Below are 20,327 nucleotides of genomic sequence, written 5' to 3'. Positions count from 1 at the left end.
GATGCCTTGTTCGGGAAGGTTTGAGTCTCAATCGACTGTCACGACAATGTTGCCTTGCGGGTCGACGCGCCCGCGATGTCCGTCCTTGAGGAAGGCGGTGAACGTCGTCGCCTCCACCAGGCATGGCCCATCAAGCGCCGCCCCCGCGCCCAGCTGGTCCATGTCGTAAACAGGCAGAGAGCTCGTCCGCCGGGTTTCATGCAAATAAGCTGACCGATGGGTCTTGGCGACCGGCGCCGTCGCCTGGTCGGCCAGCCTGAAATCCTTCCAGGCATCCTGATTAGCCCGCTTGCCCACCGCGCGCAGCTTCCAGTTGGTGAATTCGACAACGTCGCGGTCGGATCTGATCGAATAGATGCGTTCGTGCATCTGATGGAACGCTTCGACGAGACCTGGCAGTTTTGCCGGGTCGAGGCGCGCCTCGTCGGCCTCGAAATGGACCTCGATCTCCCAGGACTGGTATTCGTAGCGACCAAGAAAGGAGAACTCGAAACGCCGGAGATCTGGCTCAACGCCGGCCTGTTCGAGGAATGCCTCGCCCGACACCTTCAACCGCGCCAGGATGTCGGAGACGCCCGCGGCGTCGAAGCGCCGGGTCGAGGTCAGAAAAACAGCGCTTTCCTCGCGCGTGATATCCGAGATCAACCCGCCGAACGCGCTCAGCCCGGCCATGAAGCGCGGGATCATGTAGCGTTTCAAGCCCAATATGTCGGCCATCTCGGCGATGTGGATGGCGGTCGCGCCGCCGCCGCAGACAAAGAAACTGTCGCGTGGGTTTATGCCCTCGCGAATGGTGATTTCCTCGATGGCCCCGACCATGTTGTGGTTGCTGGTGGTCTGGATGGCGTAAGCCGCGTCGAGCAGCGGGATGCCGAGCCGCGTCGCGATGCTCGCGACCGCTTTCTCGGCCAGATCGCGGCTGATCTTGATCCGGCCGCCGAGAAAATAATCCGGGTCAATGATGCCGAGCACGACATTGGCGTCGGTGACCGTCGGCGCGGTGCCGCCCGCTCCGTAGCATGCCGGCCCCGGCCGCGCGCCAGCGCTTTGCGGCCCGACACGAAGCAGGCCACCATCGTCGACCCAGGCAATCGACCCGCCGCCGGCGCCAACCGATCTCACATCGACTTTCGCGATCCCCAGCGAGTCGTCGTGGATCATGCTGTCCGGGGTGACGATGATCTGGTGGTCACGCAAAGCCGAGACGTCGAAGGTGGTGCCGCCCATGTCACCGACGATGACATTGGCTTCGTCGCTCAGCGCCAGCGCGGCCATCGGCGCCAGCGTCGGCCCCGACATGACGCTGTAGATTGGCCGCCGCAGCATCTCGGCGGGAGGCATCATTCCACCGACGCAGTTGGCCAGCAGCAGCTCGCCCTGGAAACCCGCCTGCGAAAGTGCTTGCCGCAAGTCCTCGATGTAGGTGCGCACGATCGGATTGATCGACGCGTCGATAGCGGCCGCGATGATGCGCTTGTACTCGCGCGACATCGGATTGACTTCATGGCTAAGCGTGACCGGGATCTCCGGCCATGCCTGCGCGATGATATCGCGCACCGTTGTTTCATGGATGGGATTGACGACCGACCAAAGCAGACCGACCGCTATCGCTTCGACCCCATAGCGCCGGAAGTCGGCTATCGCCGCCTCGACATCGGATCTCGACAGAGGCGTGAGCTCCCGCCCGCGCGCATCGACGCGGCCCCGCGCCGTCTTCGTCAGGTGGCGCGGGACATAGGGCTCGGGATAGTCGAGCCGCCACTGGAAGGCGCCCTTGCGCGGCCCCTCGCGCAGGACGAGGATGTCCTGATGTCCTTCGTTGAGGATCAATCCGACCTTGACGGTCTTGCGCTCGACCAGCGCGTTGGTCGAGACGGTCGAGCCGTGTACGATCAAGTCGATCTTGGTCATGAACGTCGCGGGATCGAGCCCGTATCCGGCCGCCGCCACGTGCAGCACGTTGATGAATCCCTTCTCGAATTCGCCGGGCGTGGTGGGCGATTTGAAGATCGAGATTTTCCCACCGGGCTCGGAAATCAGGCAATCGGTGAAGGTTCCGCCGATGTCGATGCAGACTTGATAAGCCATTTAAGGTCCGAAGCTGTTAGCGTTTCTTGTAATCGCGGCCCAGTATCAGGCTGGCCAGAATGATGAGGCCCAAAAGAACCTGCTGCAGATAGCCGTCGACCTGCATGAGGTTCATGGCGTTGGAAATGACCGTGATGAACAGGGCACCGAGCAGAGCCGCGGTGACGCCTCCCTCTCCGCCGGTGAGGCGCACGCCACCGACCACCGCCGCCGCTATCGATTCCAGGGTCAGGTTGCCGCCGAGATTGGGCTCGCCCGATCCGGTCCGCGCGGTGAGCAGCATGGCGCCAATCGCGGCCAGCAGCGAGCAGACCACGTAGTCGATCGCAACGACGCGTCCGGTGCGAACGCCCGCCGCCTTCGCCGCGCGAGGGTTGGCGCCGATGAGATACAGGCCGCGCCCGAACACGGTGAAGCGCAGGACCAGGAACAGCAGTGCGAAACACAGCGCGGCGAACAGGATGGGCACCGGAATGCCGATCAGCCGTCCCTCCGCCAAGGCGTCCGTAAAGGCTTCGGGAACGCCCGGCACGGGAAAGCCGCCGCTGACGGTTGACGCCAGTGCCATGACAATGTTGGCCATGCCAAGCGTCGTCACCAGTGGATTGATGCCGATACCGGCGATGAGGACGCCGTTCAGCCCGCCGATCAGCAGCCCGACGCCAAGGCCAGCGGCGATCCCCCACAGGATGGGCATATCGCCGCTTCCGGTCATCACCATCGCCGATATGACGCTGACGAGCGAGACGGTAAAGCCAAGCGACAGGTCGAAGCCGCGCGTCAGCAGCACCATGGTCTGCGCCATGGCAAACAGTGCGAGATAACTCGTCTGGATCGCGATGTTCCAGAGATTGCCGCTTGAAACAATGCGCGGGTCGAGCAGACCGAGACCCAGCAGGGCCAGGAATACGAGCCCCGGCAGCTTGGCCTGCGACGCGAACTGGCGGATGTCCGGGCGAGCGCGGTCAAGAACAACTGGAGCCGCCATGTCTGGACGATCAGACATTGGCCCGCCTCCCCTGAACAATTCGGTCGAAAGCCAGTGCGCCGATGAGCACCGAACCCAGCACCAGCGTCTGGAATTTGCTGTCGATCTGCGTGAGGTTCATCGCATTGGCGATGATCGCCAGGCACAGCGCCGCCATGGCGACGTTCTCGGCGCGGCCTGAGCCGCCGCGCAATGAAACGCCGCCGATCACCGCCGCTGCGATCGTCTCCAGTCCGAGCGTCCCGCCGATCGTCGACTGGCCGGAACCGATACGGGCGGTGATCAGCACGCCGGTGAGTGCGGCCAGGAGACCGGAGAGCACATACGCGGTAATCAACACATGGTGTGTGCGCACTCCCGACAGTCGGGCGGCGCCGACGTTGCCGCCGACGGCGTAGAAGTGGCGCCCTAGCGCGGTCCGACGCTGCAGAATGATGGCGATGGCGATCACCACGATCGCCAGCAGCAAGACCGGCGGCAGGCCAAGCACCTGCCCTCGCCCGATGGCATAGACGAAGGCGTCGGAAACGCCATAGATCGGGATACCCTGCGTGTAATAGAGCGTAAGTCCCGCGACGATCGACAACGATGCCAATGTCACCATGAAAGGTGATAGGGAAAGGCGCGCCACCAGCGTGCCGTTTACCAGGCCAACACAGGCGCCGCTGGCCAAGGCCAGCGCTACCGGCATCAGCAGCTGGAGCCCATGCGCGTCGGGCATCGCGGCCATCGCCGCGGCCGTGACCACGGACGCCAAGGCCATGGTGGCACCGACCGACAGATCAAAACCGCCGGTGGTCATGACGATCATCTGGCCGATCGCCGGAACCGCCAGGAAGGAGAAATTGCGCAGGACGTTGAGGATGTTCAGGCGGTTCAGAAAACGCGGTTCGATGATCGCGGCCGCGGCCGCAACCGCGACCAGAAGCAGGATGACGATCCCGCCGGTTTCCACAAAACGGCGCCGCAGCGTGTCAGGGCTCATGCTGCCTCCGTGGCGCCGGTTTCGGCGTCGAAATAGTGACGCAGCACAGTGGCCTCGGTGATGCCGTCGGCTTTGAGTTCGGCCACTATGCGCCCTTCGCGCATGACATAGACGCGGTTGGCCAGGTGAACGAGCTCTGGCAGTTCGGACGATGACAGCAGAATAGCCGCGCCATTCTCGACCAGGCTTTTCATAAGCCTGTAGACCTCGCTTTTAGCGCCCACGTCGATGCCGACCGTCGGTTCATCGAAAATATGGACCGAGACAGGACGCATCAGACCGCGCGCCAGCACGAGTTTCTGCTGGTTTCCTCCCGAAAACGACGACGCCGCGCGTTCCGGCGCCATCGGTCGTAGACCCAGTGTCTTCAACGGCGCGGCTATCGCCCGGCGCTCGCGCCAGAACTTGAGCAGTCCGGCCTGGGACAGTCTCGGGTCGTCGAGCGCGGCCATGGTCACATTCTCGCGGCCTGGCCGGCCAAGCGCCAGTCCCTCGGCGCCGCGATCGGCCGGGTAGTAACAAAGTCCAGCACGCAACATGCTGTGCGGCACTGGCGCTCTGACCACCTCGCCATGGAGTTCGATCTCACCGGACGTCACACGCTCCAGGCCGAATACGGCTCGGCAAAGTTCGCTACGACCGCAGCCAACCAGGCCCGCCAGGCCGACGATTTCGCCAGCTCTGACCACGATGGAGGCATCGGATAGGGTGCCGGAGACACTGATCCCCCTGGTCGCCAGCACGATTTCGGCGGGGCGCTGGCTAATTGATGGATAAAGTCGTTCGACCGGCTGGCCGACCATCATCTCGATCAGGGTCGCGTCCGATGCCGCGGCGATGGCCACTGTGTCGATCTTGCGCCCTCCTCGCAAGACCGTGACACGGTCCGCGAGCCGACGGATCTCGGCCATGCGATGCGACACATAGATGATGCCGACGCCCCGCGCCTTGAGGCCCGCGATTGCGGCGAACAGTTTTTCCGCTTCACCGTCGGTAAGCGACGCGGTCGGTTCGTCGAGGATGAGTATCTTGGCATCCGAAAGCATGCCCTTGGCAATCTCGACCATCTGCTTTTGCGCCCGGGTCAGCGTTTCGATCTTGCTGTCCAGCTCGACGTGAAAGCCAACGTCGCGGAAGCGTTCTTCCGCGCGGGCACGCATCGCGCGCCGATTTAGGAAAAGCCTTCCCTTGATCTCGCGTCCAAGAAACAGGTTCTCCTCGACCGTGAGGTCGGGGACAAGACTGAATTCCTGGAACACAGCCGCCACCCCGGCATCGCGGGATTTCTGTGGGGTCAGCGCGGAAACGGTTTGGCCGTCGATACGGCAAGAGCCTTCGGTCCAGCCGTAGGTTCCCGCTATCAGATTGATGAGCGTCGACTTTCCGGCGCCGTTTTCGCCGAGAAGGGCATGGACCTCACCGCTCAGCAGCGTGAAATCGACGCCGTCAAGCGCCACCACCCCCCCGAAACGCTTCGTCATACCCGTAAGTTCAAGCATCGCTGACACCACCGAACTCGAAGCAAAACGGGCGGCAGGCCAAGGCCGAGGTCTACCGCCCATCGAAGATGCGACTATTGTACCGAAAATTCAGGCTTCCACCCATCGGGCGCGAAAATCTGCGTCGGGTCGATTTTGTCGACGTTGTCCTTGGTCACGATACCCGGCGCGACCAGCAGAACCTTCTCATAGTCCTTCTTTTCCAAGGCGCGCACCGCGAGGTCGACGCTGATGCGGCCCATCATCACCGGATACTCGGCGGCAAAGCCAAGCACCTTGCCTTCCTTGACCAGCTTCAGCATCGTCTGGTTCTCGTAAGACGACATGATCACGACATCGTCGCGGCCAGCGTCGGCGACGGCGCTGACGGCCGCTTCCGCCGCAGCAGCCCCGCCCCAGATGACATTGAGATCCGGATAGGTCTGCAGGGCGTCCTCGACGAGGCGCAGGCTTTGCGGAACGCCGGGCTCACCATAGAGCTCGGCCGCGAGCTTGATGTTGCCGGTTTTGATGCTGTCGCGAAAGCCCGCCATATAGCTCTCCGCCCAACCCGATCCCTGCGGACCCGGCAGGCCGATTGCGGTCGTCTTTTTGTCGCCGAGATACTTCTTGAGGTACTCACCCTCCTGAAAACCCTTCTGGTAGGTATCGGGCGTGATGCGCGCGGTGATCGGAGTTTCCAGGATGGGATTGGCGACGGCGATCTGGACAAGACCCTTGGCGTCGCCCTCCTTCAGCTTGGCCGCCAGGCCGGCTTCCGAGATGGCGGCGACGAGGATGCCCTGGGCACCGGATGCGACGCAATCGTCATATTGCGACAGCTGCTTGGGCAGCGCGTCATAGCCGCCAGCCTGCAGGACCGTCACTTTGACACCCAGGCGCTTTGCTTCCTCAACGATACCGTAGTCGACCGAGACCCAGTAGCTGTCCTTGAGGTGCGGAAACAAGACGCACAGGTTCCAAGGCTTCTCGGCCTTTTCCAGCGGCACATAGTCGAGTGCCTCGACTTTTTTCAGATCGCCGCCTTTGGCCGCGTTGATCTTGAAGGGCCACCAATCCTTGGCCTGGGCGGCGTTGGGCAGGACGGCCACGCCGGTGACGAAAGCCGCCGCGAGGATGGATCGGAAAGCGTGATTCTTGGTCATGTGATTCCCCATTTTCGTGTGTTCCCGGGTCCGGAGCCGGCGATTTCGCCGGCTCCGCGGTCTGCCTTGGGAGCAGAGGCTTGCTGGCGGATCGTAGTACCGTCTAGGCGAGTTCGCCTTCAGGGCCATCCGCGCCGTTGTTCATTTTCACAGTCCTACCGTACTACTTATAAGTTATAAGTCAACAGGGTTTTCATTAGCCGGTGCTCAGCCGGGAAGGTGTCTTCAATCGCGGTTTCGCTGCCTCGACCGGGATCACAATCCATTTGACGAAAGACGAGTCGGAGACAGCAACCATGCAACTGGCCGCGGCGATGTGGGCTTCCTCGCGACCGACCGGTATGCGGCTTGTCGATCGAGTTGCCTGACATCAAGCGCCGGCGAATAAGTCAAAGCGATCAGCGTGGCCTTCGAATACAGAGCCATTGGTCAGCAGCCACACTTCGCTATCGACCAAATCGTCATAGGTCTTTAGGGAGGAGATGTGCCCAGTGCATTCGCGTGCTGCAACAGCCGCGCTGAACCGCACCGCAGCGTGCCATAACACGCTGCGGTCGGATGATTGTTGAAATGACGGTTCCCCGCGCACGACCGTGCCGCTTTCCAACTTCTCTCGTCTGGCGCTTGCCAGCCTGAGTTCTTCCTAGAGGTCGGCGCACGGATTGCGGGTGTTGTCTTGCGACTTCATTCTCCCGGCAGCCGGGCATAGGCCCGCAACGTGGAGGCTTCTAAATGGAACGCGGGTTCCCGATGCTTAGTGGGTGGTGCTGCTTGAGCAGGGGCAGGGCAGCACAGCCTCCGCCGGCAGGCCGTCGCGGCCGGTTCCCTTGATAGCGTGCCGGCGCAAGTCCCGCGTCACCAGGCTCGCAAATCGCGATGCACGTCCAGCCATTGCGACATGGTTTTGCCAGCTGAGAGGCCGATCCCGTGTGCGGCGAACAGTCGAAACACTGATTGGTCGGTGTGCGTTCCTGGCGTATTGTGCAGCACTTCTGGCATTACTGGCCTTGCGGGGATGACGAGTCGGTCATGCGACAGTATGGATGTCCCTATCGGAATAGCCGGTCCGCCTTATCGGTCGTCACACCCGCATATCGCTCCGCTTCTAGGGAACACCCCATCACGCGAGGAAAGACATGGCCACATGCGCAGTATCGCCAATCTAGCCGTTGGGCCGACGGCCCGGCGCTTGGGCCAGTCCACCGGCTTTAACCTGCGTCACAACTTGATCCACTGATCCTAGGTGACGACAACGTTGTTCGTCATCATTTGATGGGCGGGGATTGGCCCAAAAGCGAGCCCCCCAAACTGTGCGGTTGCCAAATACGTAATGGAGTGAATTGGAATGATCATCGTAACAGGCGCCACGCACGGGATTGGGCGGGCCTGCGTGGAGAAACTTGCGTCTGCCGGTTCCAGAGTGGTGGCGACCGGCCGAGATGCAGAAGCGGGCGCGGCGCTCGAACGCGCCAATCACGGTGTCACGTTCGTTGCCGGTGACATCATCCGTGAAGACGATTGCCGCCGTGTCGTCGACCGTGCGCTTGAACTTGGCAACGGCCGGCTCGCGGGGCTCGTGAACAATGCCGGCATGTCGAAGCGCATTGCCTTCGCCACCGCCACCCAGGACGATTGGGATGAGGTCCTTGCGGTTAATGCACGCAGCGTCTTTTTCTTCATCCGTCATGCGCTGGACGGCTTGCGGCTCGGGAGGGGTTCAGTCGTCAACATGGCCAGCATCGCCGGAAAGACGGGCGAAGAAGGGCTCGCTGCCTACTGCGCCTCAAAGGCCGCGGTCATCGGGCTGACGCAGGCCCTCGCGCTGGAGTTCGGCGAGGAGATCCGCTTCAACGCTGTCTGCCCCGGCCAGATCGAAACACGCATGATGGGCAACATCATAAGCGATGCACTGCGCAAGAAGCAGCTCGAACTGCGGATCCCTGCCAACCGCTTCGGTGCCCCTGAAGAGATCGCTGATGTGGTCGCTTGGTTACTTTCGAATCAATCGAGCTATGTCAACGGCACGGTGGTGACTGTAGACGGCGGGGAAACAGCCGGCCTGCGCACACCGCGCGTCGCGCAGATCGATGGTGCTTAGGGCAATTCAGCTCAGCCGGAGCCGCGCTCGTCGAAATAGCGCAGAAAACCATGTGAGCCTCGCTGGATGTCGTTCTCGATCGCCTCGCGGGCCCTCTTCCTGTCGCCAGCCCTCAAGGCCTCGATGAGATGGTCATGTTCTTCCGCGCCGGTGTACCCGCGCGGAATTTCCCGCTCGTAAACGTTAAGGATTGGACCCATCGAGGCCCACATGCTTTCGATCTGTTCGATCAGCATCGGCATACGCGACAGGCGGTAGACGCCGAAGTGGAATGCGCGATTGGAGGATCGCGCTTCCTTGATATTACCGGCCTTATGGCTCTCTACAAATGAGGCGCGGAAGGTCTCAAGCTGTTCGAGATCGGCGGGGGCAAAATGGTCGGCAGCGTGTTCTGCCGCAAGCCCTTCAAGTGCCACGCGGATCAGCTTGATCTGAATGTAGCGGGCGCGGCTGAGGTCTGGCACCGCGGCGAACCTGCCGGAGCGCAACTCGAGCGCCTGCTCGCTGACGAGCCGCAGACAGGCTTCGCGCACCGGCGTAATGCTGGTTCCGAGCTGCTCGGCAAGATCCTGCATAAGGAGACGATCGCCCGGCGCGAAATTGCCGATGATCAAGCCATCCCGCACCTTGCTGTAAATCCGCGCGGACAGGCTGCCCATCTCCTCGGGCTGCATCTTCATAGGGCCCATGGGACTCCCCTCGTCTCTGCTGCAGCTCTACGGAAATGTCGATTGACGCGTTTCACTACGTTTATAACCTATAATTGCTGCCTATATTTTGTTACTCAGCGGCAAACAAGTACGTGCACGTTAATTGTCTGCAGCAAACATGTCCGTTTTTATAATTTTTTGTGAAATTTTGTTTTTATAAAAAACAAGGAGACCCTTCTTTTCCGATTCTGACAATGGAATGTGACGACAGAAAAAGGCGCGATCTCATCTGCGTGGCATGAGTTGGTGTGCGAGAGATGATGACATCTGAAGGAGCCGGGAAGCTTACATGTCAATTTCCAGTCTGATGGGCAGAAATTTCCGATTCTGAGGCGACTCCGAACCGGCTGGACCGACGATGACGTCGGCACCGTCAAGATGATCCGGCAGGCCAGCAAGTCCAAAAGCTGCGTATGGCGTTTGCAGAGCGTTTCGCCGCCGAAGGGCTTCAAGGGCTGTTGCGCGACAAGACGCGGCCCTCGCGCATTGCGGCTCTCGGGCCCGAAAGCCCGCCGAGCGCAGCTCTGACAAGGCCGCGACAGGAATCGAACGACGACTGGCCAGAATTATGAAATCGCTTGCGACACTCATGCAATTTCAGACATTTTAGTAACAAATAGATTTAACATTCTCTTCACTTGCACTTTGGGGCGCGTTACCCGAATTAGCTGGAGCGCCCGAAACCCCCGCAAGATCAAGCGCGTAGTCGAAATCCAATCTTGCTGGTGCTTGTCGAGGGATGCGACGCGATGGGCCGGCGCAGGTGCGCTGTGAAGCAGCACTGAGCGCGCCGAAGAACGGCTTCCCAACAGGAGATTGATTTGGATTATGTGCAGTATTTCGCCGGAAGAATCGAGCAACTCAAAGGCCGTGGCGGGTATCGTGAATTTGCCGATCTGGAGCGTCAGTCTGGCAACTTCCCAAAGGCCTGGCTCAATAGGCCCGACGGCCGAAAAGAGATAACCATTTGGTGCACTAATGATTATCTCGGTATGGGGCAGCACCCCAAAGTGCTATCGGCAATGAAGCGCGCCATCGATGCCAACGGCGCAGGATCGGGAGGATCCCGCAACATTGGTGGCACCAACCATTATCACGTGTTGCTCGAGCGGGAGCTTGCAGGTTTCCACAATAAGGAAGCAGGGTTGATTTTTGTTTCCGGCTTCAGCTCAAACGATTCATCATTGAGTACATTGGCATCTTTGATGCCGGACACAATTATTTTTTCTGACGAGCACAACCACGCTTCACTTATTAGTGGATGCCGCAACAGCCGGGCCGAAAAGCGCGTCTTCCGGCATAACGACGTTGCGCATTTGCGGGAGCTTCTGCGCAGTGTAAATCCTGCAAGACCCAAGATCATTGTTTTTGAATCGGTATATTCAATGGACGGTGACATTTCACCGATCAAAGATATCTGTGACATGGCGGACGAATTTGGCGCAATGACGTTTCTGGATGAAGTTCATGCATCTGGAATGTACGGTCCGAAAGGCGCCGGCATTGCCGCGGAACTTGGCATCATGGATCGTCCAACCATCATCGAAGGAACGCTAGGTAAGGCGTTCGGCTCGATGGGGGGTTATGTGACCGGACCTGCCTCCATTGTTGACAGCATACGAAGCTTCTCGATCGGTTTCATTTTCACCACGGCGCTTGCGCCAGCGCTTGCGGCTGGTGCGCTGGCAGCGCTGCGCCATCTTCGCGATTCAGATTCAGAACGAATTGATCTGCACCTGAAAACGAAACTTTTAGTCGGATTGCTGAAAGAGGCGGGCATCCCCGTCATGCCGACCCGAAGCCACATCATTCCTGTGCTTATTGGTGATCCATTCCGTTGCAAGGAAGCGTCCCGCCAGCTTCTAGATCAGCATGGAATATACGTTCAGCCAATTCTGGCGCCGAGTGTTCCGGTGGGAACCGAGCGGTTCAGGGTGACGGTTACGCCTGCCCATAGTACGACAGATATTCGGACGTTCGTCGATGCGCTCAGGCAGGTTCTGCAGCGGGACAATCTTGGCAAGGCTGCCTAATGTAAATGCTGGGAACGACAGGGCGCGCAGCCTCAGACCTGATTATATCAGCCGGGCTCGCCGAGGTGGAAGCGGCGGTCCGCGATCCGGTTCTGACGCCCGATCGCATCTTCGAATGTCATCGGAAAGCAGTTCCGTAACCCGCAATGACAGCTTTCGCGATCTTAAATGATGTGACTCCATGATTGAATGGGGCCGTTTGACGACTCGCTGCTTACACATCGGGCCGGTTCCAGATTCAGGGCTCACCATGAGCCGGTATGACCAGAGCGCATGTTCTTGTGCTGCGAGTTTGATGTGGCTTGGCGTGCCCTACCCGAGGGGTAGGTCACGCCCAGGCCCACGGGATCACACACCAACCCCAGCTAACCAGTTTGAACGGAGCAAGCCTCCGACGCCGCCCTAATCAACAACGCTGCAACAGATCCTTCAAATCAATTTACAAGATTTTTACAACCGTCAGTCGTTGACAATGGTACGGCACCGCGAGTCGGAGGTCCGGCACGGCCATAAAAGTGACGCCGGTACCCTCGGACCGCCGCCAGCACGCAACATCGGGATTAACAGCAATGGTAAGAAGAAGAGCGCTCATATTGGTCGAAGGCCATAGGGGTACTGGTCAGCTATACGTCCAAGCGGCTCAGTGTCTTGGTCTTCATCCAATTACTCTGACGGCTGATCCACCTCGGTACGACTATCTTTCGGCGGAAAACGTTGAGGCAATCCGTGTCGACACTGGCAATCTCGAAGCGTTGGTCCGCGAATGTTCGCGGCTGCGTGCTACCCACGACATTGCTGGCATTACTGGCTTTGCCGGGGACCATGAATCGATCTATGCGACAGTTGGCAAGCTTTGCCGGCATTTCGATCTACCGGGGCCGAACCCTGAATCGATTGAACGAAGCTGCGACAAATTCAAGCAACGCCAACTCCTCGCGCAGGCCGGCGTTCCAATACCGGCTTATCGGTTAGCAACGAATGCGGCGGAGGTAGAAAGCTCGGCTGCAGAGATCGGCCTGCCCGTGATTCTTAAGCCGGCAGTAGGCAGCGGCAGCATCGGTGTCCGATTGTGCCGCAGCCTCGAAGACGTAGCCGAACATACGACCTATCTATTGGGCGGAAAGCACATATGGCGGTCTACACCGAAAATACTCGTCGAAGAATTCGCACAGGGCCCGTTATATAGCATTAATGTTATGGGGAATGAGGTCGTTGCGATTTGCGCCAATGACTTTGGTCCCCTCCCCCATTTCGTCATACGTGAGGTGACATATCCGGCCCTGCTAACCGATCAGGAGCGTGAGCGCATCGCCGATGTTTCGCTGAGCTGTTTGCGGGCTCTCGGCCTTGGCTGGGGGCCAACTAACATTGAACTCCGGTGCACGAAACGCGGTCCAGTTGTCATTGAAGTCAATCCGCGTCTTAGTGGCGCGCCCGACCCTCAACTGGTCCAGTTAGCTTACGGTGTCGACCTCGTCACCGAGCACATCAAGCTTGTCATTGGCGAGGAATGGGATCTGCGCAAAAAGCATTCGCATACTGCGGCCGCGCGATTCCTGCTTCCTGATCAAGATGGCACCCTGGACTGGATTGGTGGCGACACTCAGGCAGCTGCTATATCAGGTGTGGCCGAGGTCAAATTGAATGTTGAACCCAAGACACCGATCGTCAGGAAGGGGGATTTCCGAGACTGGATTGGACATGTCATTGCCACTTCACCCAGCCGTGCTGAAACCGAGGGCGCCCTTCAGCGAGCGGTCGCCTTGATCGATTGGTCGATCACCCCTTTTCCGGCGACAATAGGAGGTGATCGAGAGCACGATGTTTGTGGGGCGTTCGGGCGGTCCACCAGTTCTGTTCCGATCAGGCATTGACGGCTTAAGATCCTTGAAACGCAGCAGTTCCGTCTACGTCAATGTCACATCAAGTTTGACGAGGCAAATGCAGCTTTGGCCACACCTGCCCTACCTCCCGCGGAACTTCTCCGCGACCCGTGGCGAGGCCGTCGGCCCAATTTGGGCCCAATTTGATTGCCGCCCACCGCCGCCGCAGGACGAACACGCGCTTGACAAGACAACCCCGGCCCGTTCAACTTGAGGCATTCACCAGGGGAGTCCCGGCAAGGGGCTGAGATACTGCTGGCTTTCGCGGCGCAGTGACCCGTTGAACCTGATCCAGTTCATACTGGCGTAGGGACGGTGCAAGCGCTCTGCGGGAGTTCACGCCCGAGGTCCTGTTTCGGCAGGTAGACAGAAGCGTCTTTTCATCCTTCCGGCACAGAACTGGGTCTCCAATGCATGAGCAAAGGAGCCTCAAGATGAATGCCCTCACCCCCGCCGTGTCGACGGGACCGCTGCCTGCTTCGCGTAAGATCCACAAGCCCGGTGCCATCCACCCGCAGATCAGGGTGCCGATGCGCGAAATCTCCGTCCATCCGACAGCCAGCGAACCGCCCGTCACCGTCTACGACCCGTCGGGCTCCTATACCGATCCGGCTGTCGAAACCAGCATCCAAAAAGGCCTGGCCCGGCTTCGCCACGAATGGATCTTGGCGCGCGGCGATGTCGAGGACTGTGACGGCCGCCACGTCCGGCCGGAGGACAACGGTTTCGCGACGGGCGAACGCCTGACGCCAGAATTTCCCATCCGCCACCGACCGCTCAGGGCCAAAGCAGGCAAGGCGGTGACGCAGCTTGCCTATGCACGCGCCGGCATCATCACACCCGAAATGGAGTTCGTCGCCATCCGCGAGAACCTTGGTCGCGAGATCCTGCACGGCAAGCTTGAGCGCGACGGCGAGGCTTTCGGCGCGATGCTGCCCGATTTCGTCACACCCGAATTCGTCCGCGACGAGGTGGCGCGCGGACGGGCGATCATTCCCGCCAACATCAACCATCCCGAGAGCGAGCCGATGATCATCGGTCGCAATTTTCTGGTCAAGATCAACGCCAACATCGGCAACTCCGCCGTCACATCGTCGATGGCCGAAGAGGTCGAAAAGATGGTCTGGGCGATTCGCTGGGGCGCCGATACGGTGATGGACCTGTCGACCGGCCGCAACATTCACAACATCCGGGACTGGATCGTGCGCAACGCACCGGTGCCGATCGGCACGGTGCCACTCTACCAGGCGCTCGAGAAGGTTGGCGGCATTGCCGAGGATCTGACCTGGGAGGTGTACCGCGACACGCTGATCGAACAGGCCGAGCAGGGCGTCGACTATTTCACCATCCACGCCGGCGTGCGGCTGCATTACATCCCGCTGACCGTCGACCGGGTCACCGGCATCGTCTCGCGCGGCGGGTCGATCATGGCAAAATGGTGCCTGCACCATCACCGGGAAAGCTTCCTCTACGAGCACTTCGCGGAGATCTGCGACATCGCCAGAGCCTATGACGTGTCCTTCTCGCTCGGCGACGGCCTTCGTCCCGGCTCGATCGCCGATGCCAACGACGCGGCGCAGTTCGCCGAGTTGGAGACGCTCGGCGAGCTGACGCAGATCGCCTGGGCGAAGGATTGCCAGGTGATGATCGAGGGCCCCGGCCACGTGCCGATGCACAAGATCAAGGCGAACATGGACAAGCAGCTCGCTGTCTGCGGCGAAGCGCCCTTCTATACGCTTGGACCGCTGACAACCGACATCGCGCCGGGCTACGACCACATCACCTCAGGCATTGGGGCCGCCATGATCGGCTGGTTCGGCACCGCCATGCTCTGTTACGTCACGCCGAAGGAGCATCTCGGCCTTCCCGATCGCAACGACGTCAAGATCGGCGTGATCACCTACAAGATCGCCGCCCACGCCGCCGACCTGGCGAAGGGCCATCCGGCAGCGAAAGTCAGGGATGATGCGCTTTCCCGCGCGCGCTTCGAGTTCCGCTGGGAGGACCAGTTCAACCTGTCGCTCGATCCGGAAACGGCGCGGTCCTTCCACGACCAGACTTTGCCCAAGGAAGCGCACAAGGTGGCGCATTTCTGCTCGATGTGCGGACCGAAATTCTGCTCGATGCGTATCTCTCACGACATCCGTGCCGAGGCGCAGAAAGAGGGCATGGCGGCGATGGCGGCGAAATACCGCGAGGGCGGCGATCTCTACCTGCCGGCGGACGAGACCGGCGCGCCGCTCATACCTCAGCCACGTGAGCCATCATGAAGGTCTTGGTCAAAGGGGCCGGCGTTGCCGGCCTCACCGTCGCCTTCGAGTTCGCCGCACGCGGCGCGGTGGTTACCGTTGCCGAGACAAGGCCTGCCCTTGGCGGCAATGCGTCGTGGTTCGCCGGTGGCATGTTGGCGCCGTGGTGCGAGCGTGAAAGCGCCGAGCAGCCGGTGCTGGATCTCGGACGCGACGCCGCCGACTGGTGGGACGCCGCAACGCCCGGCTTGGTAGCACGACGGGGAACGCTGGTCTTGGCCGCGCCGCGCGATGCGGGCGAGCTCGACCGGTTCGCCAGCCGCACGACGGGCTATCGGCGCGTCGAGGAAGATGAAATTGCCTTGCTGGAGCCCGACTTAGCCGGCCGCTTCCGCCGCGGATTGCTCTTCCCCGACGAGGCTCACCTCGACCCACGCCCGGCGATGGCGGCACTTCATGACAAGCTTGCGACCATGGGTGTCAAATTCCACTTCGGCTGCGACGCCCGGCCTGTTTCGGGTTTCGCCCGTCAGATAGACTGTATGGGAATGGCAGCGGCCGATGACAGGCTGCGCGGTGTTCGCGGCGAAATGCTGATTCTTCGCACGCCTGATGTCTCGCTGTCGCGGCCGGTCCGTTTGCTTCATCTACGCTTTCCGCTTTATGCCGTGCCGCGCACCGATCACCGTTTCATGATCGGAGCGACGATGATTGAAAGCCAGAGCGCCGGACCGGTGACGGCGCGTTCCATGATGGAGCTGCTGGGTACCGCCTATGCCCTCCACCCGGCCTTTGGCGAGGCCGAGATCGTTGAAACCGGTGTCGGCGTCCGCCCAGCCTTTCCCGACAATTTGCCGCGCGTCGAAACGAACGGTGAAATCATCGCGATCAACGGGCTCTATCGTCACGGTTTTCTCCTGGCTCCCGCCATGGCGCGCCAGACTGCCGACCTGGTTTTCAGTCACGACAGAACGAAGGAGCTTGCTCATGAAACTGATGGTCAACGGCGAAGCGCATGAGGTTGCCGCCACAACGCTGGAGGCGCTGCTTGCCGCGCTTGACTATGAGGGCGATTGGCTGGCGACGGCCGTCAACAATGACCTCGTGCACAAATCCAACCGGGCGGAATTCCAGTTGAACGACGGCGACCGGATTGAAATCCTCTCGCCCATGCAGGGCGGCTAGGCCATGATCGAGCTTTATGGAGCCGAGCTTCCGTCGCGCCTGCTTCTTGGCACGGCTCAATATCCTTCGCCGGCCATCCTTGCCGATGCAGTCAGGGCTTCGGGCACGGCGGTGGTGACCGTCTCGTTGCGCCGAGAGATGGCAGGCGGCAGGGCCGGCGAAAAATTCTGGTCGTTGATCCGATCGCTCGGCGTCAGAATCCTGCCCAACACTGCTGGCTGCCACTCCGTCAAGGAAGCTGTCACGACCGCGAAGATGGCGCGCGAAGTCTTCGGTACGAACTGGGTCAAGCTCGAAGTGATCGGCAACCATGACACGCTGCAGCCGGATGTTTTCGGTCTGGTCGAAGCCGCCCGCATCCTGTGCGAGGACGGTTTTGCTGTATTCCCCTATACCACAGATGACCTTGTCGTCGCCGAGCGGCTGCTGGAGGCGGGCTGCAAGGTCTTGATGCCCTGGTGTGCACCGATCGGTTCCGCCCTCGGGCCGGTCAACATTCCGGCGCTGCGCTCGATGCGCGCACATTTCCCTGAGGTACCTCTGATTGTGGATGCAGGGCTCGGGCGGCCGTCACACGCGGCGACTGTCATGGAACTCGGCTTTGATGCCGTTCTCCTGAACACCGCGGTTGCCAAGGCGGCCGATCCGGTCGGCATGGCGCGTGCGTTCGGCAAGGCGGTCGAGGCCGGTCGTGAAGCTTTCAGCTCGGGAATGCTCGAACCGCGCGACGTCGCCGTGCCGTCGACGCCGACAATTGGCAGGGCAGTTTTTTCATGAAGCTCGATCCCTTCTACCTGATCCTCGACAGCGCCGCCTGGATCGAACGGCTGGTGCCGCTTGGCGTTAAGATGGTTCAGTTGCGCATCAAGGATAGGGACGAGGCCACGCTGCGGACGGAAATCCGCCGCGCGAACGGCGTCTGCGCGGTCCATGGTTGCCAACTGATCGTCAACGACTATTGGCGCGCGGCAATCGAGGAAGGCTGCGACTTCGTCCATCTCGGCCAGGAGGATTTGGCTGCGGCCGACCTGCTGGCGATTAAGTACGCCGGATTGAAGCTCGGGCTTTCCACGCACGATCATCTCGAACTGGAAACGGCCATCGCTGCCGAGCCCGACTATATCGCGCTCGGCCCCATCTATCCCACCATCCTGAAGCAGATGAAATGGGCGCCGCAAGGGCTCGAGCGGATCAGCGAGTGGAAGCATAGGGTGGCGCCGATCCCATTGGTCGCCATCGGCGGCCTCAACCCCGACCGGCTCGACGGTGTCTTCGAGGCCGGTGCGGACACCGCGGCGGTGGTCACCGACATCACGTTTAATGCCGATCCCGAAGCGCGCACGCGAGAATGGATCGAAAAGACAAAGCCATGGCGCTGAGGCGAGAACCGCATGTGCTCGTGGTCGGCGGATCAGACTCCAGCGGTGGGGCTGGAATTGCACGCGATATCGAGACGATCTCTTCCATTGGCGTGCGCACCTGCCTTGCTGTCACCGCGCTAACAGTGCAGACGCACCATGCGGTCATGGAAATCCACTCTATGCAACCCGGTCTGGTGGCCGGTCAGATGCGTGCGGGGTTGCAGGCCAACAAAGTGGCGGCCATCAAGATCGGGATGCTCGCCACGGTGGAGATCGTCATTGCGGTTGCCGGAGTGCTGCGCGAAAATCCGCAGGTGCCGGCAGTGCTCGACCCGGTGCTGGCCTCGACGTCAGGCCGGGCGCTCCTGGAAGCCGGCGCCATCGCCGCCCTGAAATGCGATCTGATGCCATTTTGCCGTCTGGTCACCCCCAATCTCTTCGAGCTGGCACTCCTTGTTGGCTCGGAGCGGGCAGTGGATGAGGACGGCGTAGTGTGGCAAGGCCAAGAATTGCTGGCAGCCGGCGCGCGGGCTCTGCTGATCAAGGGCGGCCATGCATCGGGACCGCAATCAACCGATATTCTGTTGCGCCCCGATCACGAACCAGTCCGCTTTGACACGCCGCGTCTTGCCGCATCGATGCGCGGGACGGGCTGCATGCTGGCCAGCTCGATTGCGGCACATCTGGCGAAGGCGCAATCAATCGAGTACGCCGTGCGCCAGGGCAAGCTCTTTGTGTTAGAAAAGCTTCGGAAAACCCCAGCCGAATAGCCGTAGAGCCGGCTCAAGCGTTCAGCGGCTGACGCTGAAATGGAAGCCGTAGCCCTCCTGCCCTTTTTTCACAGCGCGTGACGGGATGAGGCCGCTTTGCAGATCGGAATTCAGCGGCGCCGAGACAAGCTGCCCTGCCAGGCCGGGAAAGTAACGGGACTCTTCCTGCGGCGAAGCGCACTGCCAGTCACGCATGGGGATGCACTTGTGCCTCCTGGCGAGTGTGAGGCCGCAGGAGCGAGGCATTTCAGCGCGGCGGGGGCCGCCGGATCTGGCCCCGCAGTGCTGGAGCAAAGCAAAGGCCGGTTTGAGACGATTCCGGGGATTTCTACGAGGCTGCTCGCGACGCCGGCATTGAGTTCTACCAGCTCCTGAGCGGCATACGCGACCAAACCCGGTTGAGTGTCACCGCAGGGATGTTCCACGAGTGGGACAAACAGCTGCGGGACTGGCTGGTCCGCGAATTACGAAACTGGCATCGAGGGGATACGGCAGCTGCGAAGGTCTGGTCAGCGGATTTCGCCAAGATTGCAGACCTCCTGGAAAGTTTCGGCTGGAAAGTCCGAAGCACGGACTACTTCAAGACGCTCGATGCGTGCCGGTTGGTGGTCAACGTCTACAAGCACGGCGCCGGAAAATCGCTGGATGACCTGAAGAAAACCTGCTCCGAGTATCTAGACGATCCGCTCAAAGGCACTCGGCCGCCGTGGTCAGAGAAACTGCTGAACCACACGCACCTCAAGGTGAGCGATGACCAGTTCCAGACGTTCTCAGACGCGATTGTCGCGTTCTGGCGCGACGTCCCGGCAATGCCGTAGGTGGCAGCAACAGGTTCCTGATTGGTTTGAAAGGCCATTCTCAGTGATCGCGCCCAACGATAAGCATGCCAAGGTTTTACCCTCGCATATATCTTCGCTCCCGCTCCCGGCCATAAATTCTGCCACATATCTGCATTGCCGGGAAAGGTGCCATGCGTAACGCATTGGTCGATGGGCGAAGATTCCGCCCGCAAGCGGGTTTCGGGGGCTCTTGCCCGCATTGCGGTACAGACATGATCCCGCGCGCGGCAGCGTCTGGGTTTGGCATTAGGCCAATAAACGAACACGTCGTTGGGTCAGCAGACACCTATCTGTTCGGCCGGTCAGACCGCCAAATTCGGTTCATTCAGAATTGGATGGGTACCGACCAAAATGAATCCCTAATCGACCGACTTCACAGAAAACGAAGCGATCTCCGGCCCTGACGAGCGAGTTTCGGCGTTGTCCGGGTGCTCCTGGATGAAAGATCGGGCTTCGCGCCTCATTTGGACAACGCCGCCAGGTAACCGTTTCCC

General features: G+C 60.7%; 17 protein-coding genes, 1 pseudogene and 1 riboswitch. Of the genes and pseudogenes, 10 read left to right on the top strand and 8 right to left on the bottom strand.

Features of this window, described 5'->3' with window-relative positions; translation table 11 throughout:
* Positions 1–27: 27 nt before the first annotated feature.
* The 6 genes and pseudogenes from NKJ00_RS28790 to NKJ00_RS28765 form a co-directional block, all read right to left on the bottom strand.
* On the bottom strand, positions 28–2,088 hold the full coding sequence (locus tag NKJ00_RS28790) for a hydantoinase/oxoprolinase family protein (RefSeq protein ID WP_352632149.1): 2,061 nt from the start codon (positions 2,086–2,088) through the stop codon (positions 28–30).
* A 16-nt stretch (positions 2,089–2,104) separates the two neighbouring features.
* A complete protein-coding gene (locus tag NKJ00_RS28785; protein WP_031204409.1) occupies positions 2,105–3,094 on the bottom strand; it encodes an ABC transporter permease in 990 nt (329 codons plus the stop codon).
* The gene (locus NKJ00_RS28780; protein ID WP_352632147.1) at positions 3,087–4,061 is read right to left on the bottom strand and encodes an ABC transporter permease; all 975 of its coding nucleotides are present in this window, start codon (positions 4,059–4,061) and stop codon (positions 3,087–3,089) included. The genes NKJ00_RS28785 and NKJ00_RS28780 overlap by 8 nt, the downstream gene beginning before the upstream one ends.
* Positions 4,058–5,542, bottom strand: a complete 1,485-nt coding sequence (locus tag NKJ00_RS28775) for a sugar ABC transporter ATP-binding protein (protein ID WP_023707090.1) — start codon at positions 5,540–5,542, stop codon at positions 4,058–4,060. Before NKJ00_RS28775 ends, NKJ00_RS28780 begins: the two co-directional genes overlap by 4 nt.
* A 92-nt stretch (positions 5,543–5,634) precedes the next feature.
* Complete coding sequence (gene torT, locus NKJ00_RS28770) at positions 5,635–6,705, bottom strand: TMAO reductase system periplasmic protein TorT (RefSeq protein WP_023768625.1); 1,071 nt, start codon at positions 6,703–6,705, stop codon at positions 5,635–5,637.
* A 474-nt stretch (positions 6,706–7,179) separates the two neighbouring features.
* Positions 7,180–7,685, bottom strand: a pseudogene (locus tag NKJ00_RS28765) (ISNCY family transposase); the annotation flags it as partial.
* A 365-nt stretch (positions 7,686–8,050) separates the two neighbouring features.
* Between NKJ00_RS28765 and NKJ00_RS28760 the strand changes: the two are divergent.
* A complete protein-coding gene (locus NKJ00_RS28760) occupies positions 8,051–8,803 on the top strand; it encodes an SDR family NAD(P)-dependent oxidoreductase (protein ID WP_286461381.1) in 753 nt (250 codons plus the stop codon).
* Between the two features lie 11 nt (positions 8,804–8,814).
* Here the strand turns inward: NKJ00_RS28760 and NKJ00_RS28755 are convergent, their stop codons facing one another.
* Positions 8,815–9,483, bottom strand: coding sequence for a GntR family transcriptional regulator (locus NKJ00_RS28755; RefSeq protein ID WP_352632145.1), 669 nt, complete (start codon positions 9,481–9,483; stop codon positions 8,815–8,817).
* Between the two features lie 851 nt (positions 9,484–10,334).
* Between NKJ00_RS28755 and hemA the strand changes: the two genes are divergently transcribed.
* From hemA to NKJ00_RS28715, 8 genes are all read left to right on the top strand, one after another.
* Positions 10,335–11,546 carry a 5-aminolevulinate synthase gene (hemA, locus tag NKJ00_RS28750; protein WP_352632143.1) on the top strand — a complete coding sequence of 404 codons (1,212 nt, stop codon included), beginning with the start codon at positions 10,335–10,337 and terminating at the stop codon, positions 11,544–11,546.
* A 569-nt stretch (positions 11,547–12,115) separates the two neighbouring features.
* Positions 12,116–13,420, top strand: a complete 1,305-nt coding sequence (locus NKJ00_RS28745) for an ATP-grasp domain-containing protein (protein WP_352632141.1) — start codon at positions 12,116–12,118, stop codon at positions 13,418–13,420.
* A gap of 223 nt (positions 13,421–13,643) precedes the next feature.
* Positions 13,644–13,760: riboswitch (TPP riboswitch) on the top strand.
* A gap of 103 nt (positions 13,761–13,863) precedes the next feature.
* Positions 13,864–15,699, top strand: a complete 1,836-nt coding sequence (thiC, locus tag NKJ00_RS28740; RefSeq protein ID WP_023768630.1) for a phosphomethylpyrimidine synthase ThiC — start codon at positions 13,864–13,866, stop codon at positions 15,697–15,699.
* Positions 15,696–16,697, top strand: a complete 1,002-nt coding sequence (thiO, locus tag NKJ00_RS28735; RefSeq protein ID WP_023768631.1) for a glycine oxidase ThiO — start codon at positions 15,696–15,698, stop codon at positions 16,695–16,697. The genes thiC and thiO overlap by 4 nt, the downstream gene beginning before the upstream one ends.
* Positions 16,666–16,863, top strand: a complete 198-nt coding sequence (gene thiS, locus NKJ00_RS28730) for a sulfur carrier protein ThiS (RefSeq protein WP_023768632.1) — start codon at positions 16,666–16,668, stop codon at positions 16,861–16,863. The genes thiO and thiS overlap by 32 nt, the downstream gene beginning before the upstream one ends.
* Before the next feature lie 3 nt (positions 16,864–16,866).
* Positions 16,867–17,640, top strand: a complete 774-nt coding sequence (locus NKJ00_RS28725; RefSeq protein ID WP_352632138.1) for a thiazole synthase — start codon at positions 16,867–16,869, stop codon at positions 17,638–17,640.
* Positions 17,637–18,242 carry a thiamine phosphate synthase gene (locus NKJ00_RS28720; protein WP_352632136.1) on the top strand — a complete coding sequence of 202 codons (606 nt, stop codon included), beginning with the start codon at positions 17,637–17,639 and terminating at the stop codon, positions 18,240–18,242. The genes NKJ00_RS28725 and NKJ00_RS28720 overlap by 4 nt, the downstream gene beginning before the upstream one ends.
* Positions 18,233–18,994: a hydroxymethylpyrimidine/phosphomethylpyrimidine kinase gene (locus tag NKJ00_RS28715; protein ID WP_352538849.1), complete on the top strand. Its 762-nt coding sequence runs from the start codon at positions 18,233–18,235 to the stop codon at positions 18,992–18,994. Before NKJ00_RS28720 ends, NKJ00_RS28715 begins: the two co-directional genes overlap by 10 nt.
* Before the next feature lie 21 nt (positions 18,995–19,015).
* Here the strand turns inward: NKJ00_RS28715 and NKJ00_RS28710 are convergent, their stop codons facing one another.
* Positions 19,016–19,189, bottom strand: coding sequence for a hypothetical protein (locus NKJ00_RS28710; protein WP_023778378.1), 174 nt, complete (start codon positions 19,187–19,189; stop codon positions 19,016–19,018).
* A gap of 203 nt (positions 19,190–19,392) precedes the next feature.
* Here NKJ00_RS28710 and NKJ00_RS28705 point away from each other — a divergent pair, with 203 nt between their 5' ends.
* Positions 19,393–19,812 (top strand): hypothetical protein, encoded by a 420-nt coding sequence (locus NKJ00_RS28705; protein WP_245272726.1) that lies wholly within the window; start codon positions 19,393–19,395, stop codon positions 19,810–19,812.
* Positions 19,813–20,327: the final 515 nt, after the last annotated feature.

It is taken from the genome of Mesorhizobium sp. M0227 (genome assembly GCF_040321855.1).
Taxonomy (GTDB): domain Bacteria; phylum Pseudomonadota; class Alphaproteobacteria; order Rhizobiales; family Rhizobiaceae; genus Mesorhizobium.
This window is presented reverse-complemented; position numbering and strand designations above follow the sequence as displayed.

Excerpts from the sequence above, each read along its gene's own strand:
- NKJ00_RS28790 (WP_352632149.1), bottom strand. The coding sequence starts at position 2,088 with ATGGCTTATCAAGTCTGCATCGACATCGGCGGAACCTTCACCGATTGC.
- NKJ00_RS28785 (WP_031204409.1), bottom strand. The coding sequence starts at position 3,094 with ATGTCTGATCGTCCAGACATGGCGGCTCCAGTTGTTCTTGACCGCGCT.
- NKJ00_RS28780 (WP_352632147.1), bottom strand. The coding sequence starts at position 4,061 with ATGAGCCCTGACACGCTGCGGCGCCGTTTTGTGGAAACCGGCGGGATC.
- NKJ00_RS28775 (WP_023707090.1), bottom strand. The coding sequence starts at position 5,542 with ATGACGAAGCGTTTCGGGGGGGTGGTGGCGCTTGACGGCGTCGATTTC.
- torT (WP_023768625.1), bottom strand. The coding sequence starts at position 6,705 with ATGACCAAGAATCACGCTTTCCGATCCATCCTCGCGGCGGCTTTCGTC.
- NKJ00_RS28760 (WP_286461381.1), top strand. The coding sequence starts at position 8,051 with ATGATCATCGTAACAGGCGCCACGCACGGGATTGGGCGGGCCTGCGTG.
- NKJ00_RS28755 (WP_352632145.1), bottom strand. The coding sequence starts at position 9,483 with ATGAAGATGCAGCCCGAGGAGATGGGCAGCCTGTCCGCGCGGATTTAC.
- NKJ00_RS28745 (WP_352632141.1), top strand. The coding sequence starts at position 12,116 with ATGGTAAGAAGAAGAGCGCTCATATTGGTCGAAGGCCATAGGGGTACT.
- thiC (WP_023768630.1), top strand. The coding sequence starts at position 13,864 with ATGAATGCCCTCACCCCCGCCGTGTCGACGGGACCGCTGCCTGCTTCG.
- thiO (WP_023768631.1), top strand. The coding sequence starts at position 15,696 with ATGAAGGTCTTGGTCAAAGGGGCCGGCGTTGCCGGCCTCACCGTCGCC.
- thiS (WP_023768632.1), top strand. The coding sequence starts at position 16,666 with ATGAAACTGATGGTCAACGGCGAAGCGCATGAGGTTGCCGCCACAACG.
- NKJ00_RS28725 (WP_352632138.1), top strand. The coding sequence starts at position 16,867 with ATGATCGAGCTTTATGGAGCCGAGCTTCCGTCGCGCCTGCTTCTTGGC.
- NKJ00_RS28720 (WP_352632136.1), top strand. The coding sequence starts at position 17,637 with ATGAAGCTCGATCCCTTCTACCTGATCCTCGACAGCGCCGCCTGGATC.
- NKJ00_RS28715 (WP_352538849.1), top strand. The coding sequence starts at position 18,233 with ATGGCGCTGAGGCGAGAACCGCATGTGCTCGTGGTCGGCGGATCAGAC.
- NKJ00_RS28710 (WP_023778378.1), bottom strand. The coding sequence starts at position 19,189 with ATGCGTGACTGGCAGTGCGCTTCGCCGCAGGAAGAGTCCCGTTACTTT.